The sequence below is a fragment of the Wolbachia endosymbiont of Drosophila baimaii genome (assembly GCF_028982185.1).
Classification (GTDB): domain Bacteria; phylum Pseudomonadota; class Alphaproteobacteria; order Rickettsiales; family Anaplasmataceae; genus Wolbachia; species Wolbachia pipientis.
Genome location: NZ_JAPQLE010000146.1, coordinates 1 through 2,695 on the forward strand (window position 1 = coordinate 1; position 2,695 = coordinate 2,695).

The window sequence follows — 2,695 nt, forward strand, 5'->3', positions numbered from 1 at the left end:
TATGTAAAATTATTAAAGATTACGGAGGAAATATGCTATTTTGATTTGTGTAAAAATTATTGTTGACTTATGTGCAATTAGAGAACCTTATCGGTGGTATAGATCCAGCACTTATTAGACCTGGACGTTTAGGTCAGAAGGTTTATGTCCCTAATCCAAACATAGAAGTGAGACAAAGGATATTGGAACTTTATATGCGAGGTACAAAAACTGATGAAAAGCTAAACCTCCAAGACATTGCAGACAAGACTGAAGGCTATTCTGGGGCTGAATTAGAGCAATTAGTGAATGAAGCAAAAATTCGCGCTGGTACGCAAAGACGGCTTAGAGTGAGTGAGGAAGATTTCAGTTACGCGCTTCACAAGTTAAGTCCAGAACAAGAAAGAGATAGAATAAAGTTAGTTTCAAACGCGAAGACACAGACAGAAGAAACTTCTTTTATACGGTAAACATAAAAATTGAAATTATAGAAGTGTAGCTGAGCCAACCTTCGTTATTCTTATTATTACCCACAAATAAAGACATGGTATTGCATTTACTCAAATAATTTAATTTTATTAACCTGAAAGCTTATTGGATTAAAATTATTAAATTAAGAGTTATAATTTTAGCAACTAAAAGCTGTAAATTGCACCATATAAACAGTTATTTCAAGCAAAAGTTATACTGACCTTAGCCAGAAAAAGTGGTGGAAAAGTTAGGAATGTTTTTTACAAAAAAAGACAGTATCAATAAAAAGGATTTTATTCTATTTGAAATATAAAATTATCATGTATTTTTCTGTTATTTCCAAGTGAATTATTATTAACTTAGCAGTATATATTATTAAAAACACAAGCAATACAATCATTTTTAGCAACCAAAACCAGCAAGCGTGAGAAGATTTTTTTTTGGAATGAGTTGGTCATGATGTTTGTAAAACTTAATTTGTACACTTTACTTACCCCCAGTAATTCTGATATAGTTACTTTAGTTAAAATCTATAAAAGTTTATAAATGGCAACCTTAAGTGTAAGAGAAGCTTTATGCACAGCAATTAGAGAAGAAATGCAAAACGACTCTGATGTGCTTATCATGGGTGAAGAAGTTGCAGAGTATGATGGTGCTTATAAAGTAACGAAAGGATTACTGAAAGAGTTTGGAGAAAACAGAGTGGTTGATACGCCTATTACCGAACATGGATTTGCTGGCCTTGCTGTTGGAGCGGCATTTGCTGGATTAAAGCCAATAGTCGAGTTTATGACTTTTAATTTTTCTATGCAAGCTATTGACCAAATTGTGAATTCCGCAGCAAAAACAAATTATATGTCAGGCGGACAACTTGGATGCCCTATAGTATTTCGTGGACCAAATGGCGCTGCAGCAAGAGTTGCTGCACAACATTCTCAATGCTTTGCAGCTTGGTATTCGCATATACCGGGGTTAAAAGTAATAGCACCCTATTTTGCCTCAGATTGCAGAGGTCTGCTTAAAGCTGCAATTCGTGACCCTGATCCGGTAATATTTCTAGAAAACGAAATAGCTTATGGACATGAGCATGAAGTTTCTGACTCTGAGCTATCAAACAAAGATTATCTACTTGAGATAGGCAAAGCTGCTGTCATACGGGAAGGAAAGGATGTAACTATCACTGCTTTTTCATTAAAATTAATGGATGCCTTAAATGCAGCAGATTTACTTTCGAGTGAAGGTATAGAAGCTGAAGTTATTGACCTCAGAACCTTAAGACCACTTGACACTCAAACTGTTATTAACTCTATTCAGAAGACTAATAGGTTAGTTAGTGTAGAAGAAGGATGGCCATTTGCAGGAATAGGAGCAGAGCTGTCAGCCGTTGTTATGGAACAAGGATTTGACTACCTTGATGCTCCAGTTGTACGTGTAACTAGCAAGGACATCCCCTTACCTTACGCTGCAAATCTAGAAAAAAAAGCATTACCGCAAGTGGAAGATATAGTTGAAGCCGTGCATCAGGTCTGTTTTAGAAAAAAATAGTTCTTTTTTGTGTCTCCTGTTCCGCATTGGTCCATCAAAGAAGTATTTCCAGTGCCGCCTATACCACCCATTACTTTTATGACGATAGTTTTAGCACCGAAAAATACAGCACAAAATATACCGAGTGCAAAAAGAGCTGGCCATGGCATTCTACCAAATATCGCAAGCAAAGCTGCACCTATTATCACTACGGTCATAAGCGGTCCGCCTATTCCCCAAACGTAGCCAATAATGTTACATATTACTTGAGCAGTTGTATCAGTATTAGTGTCAGCGGCAGCACTCCCAACATGAGAAAAAGAAATAAATAATACTATAAAAAGAATATTAAAAACTTTCCTAGGGTTCATCTCTATACCTTAAATTTAGATATCGCAATTATACCTAAAATACTATAATTTTTAGTAAAACTAGCATAAAGATTGAATAACAAACAGTGCCACAAAAGTAGTTGACACACAACTGCACAAATATTGTAATATAGACATAGTAAACGATATTATTCCAGTGCTTGACGCTGGAATCCAGACTTTAATTGTTATATTTGTAAATAAGTCTGGTAAGAATAAACGTTCATCTCAAATGCAGTATTTTTGTTGAAATAGCTCAACTGGATCCCAGTGGGCTTTGTTGCATCGCTAGCTATGATGGATTAAAGATAAAAAAGATGGAGAATATCAGTAGCTTATTATTCTGGTAT

At 35.4% G+C, this 2,695-nt stretch carries 3 protein-coding genes; 2 read left to right on the forward strand and 1 reads right to left on the reverse strand.

Annotated features, from left to right (window positions below; translation table 11 throughout):
- Positions 1 to 71: 71 nt before the first annotated feature.
- Positions 72 to 449, forward strand: coding sequence for an ATP-binding protein (locus tag OZD66_RS04960; protein WP_275022403.1), 378 nt, complete (start codon positions 72 to 74; stop codon positions 447 to 449).
- A 547-nt stretch (positions 450 to 996) separates the two neighbouring features.
- The gene (locus OZD66_RS04965) at positions 997 to 1,995 is read left to right on the forward strand and encodes a pyruvate dehydrogenase complex E1 component subunit beta (protein ID WP_182366484.1); all 999 of its coding nucleotides are present in this window, start codon (positions 997 to 999) and stop codon (positions 1,993 to 1,995) included.
- On the opposite strand, the gene OZD66_RS04970 is transcribed toward OZD66_RS04965, so the two are convergent.
- Positions 1,971 to 2,345, reverse strand: a complete 375-nt coding sequence (locus OZD66_RS04970; protein WP_006279664.1) for a TrbC/VirB2 family protein — start codon at positions 2,343 to 2,345, stop codon at positions 1,971 to 1,973. The two genes, OZD66_RS04965 and OZD66_RS04970, sit on opposite strands and share 25 nt — an antisense overlap.
- Between the last annotated feature and the right edge of the window lie 350 nt (positions 2,346 to 2,695).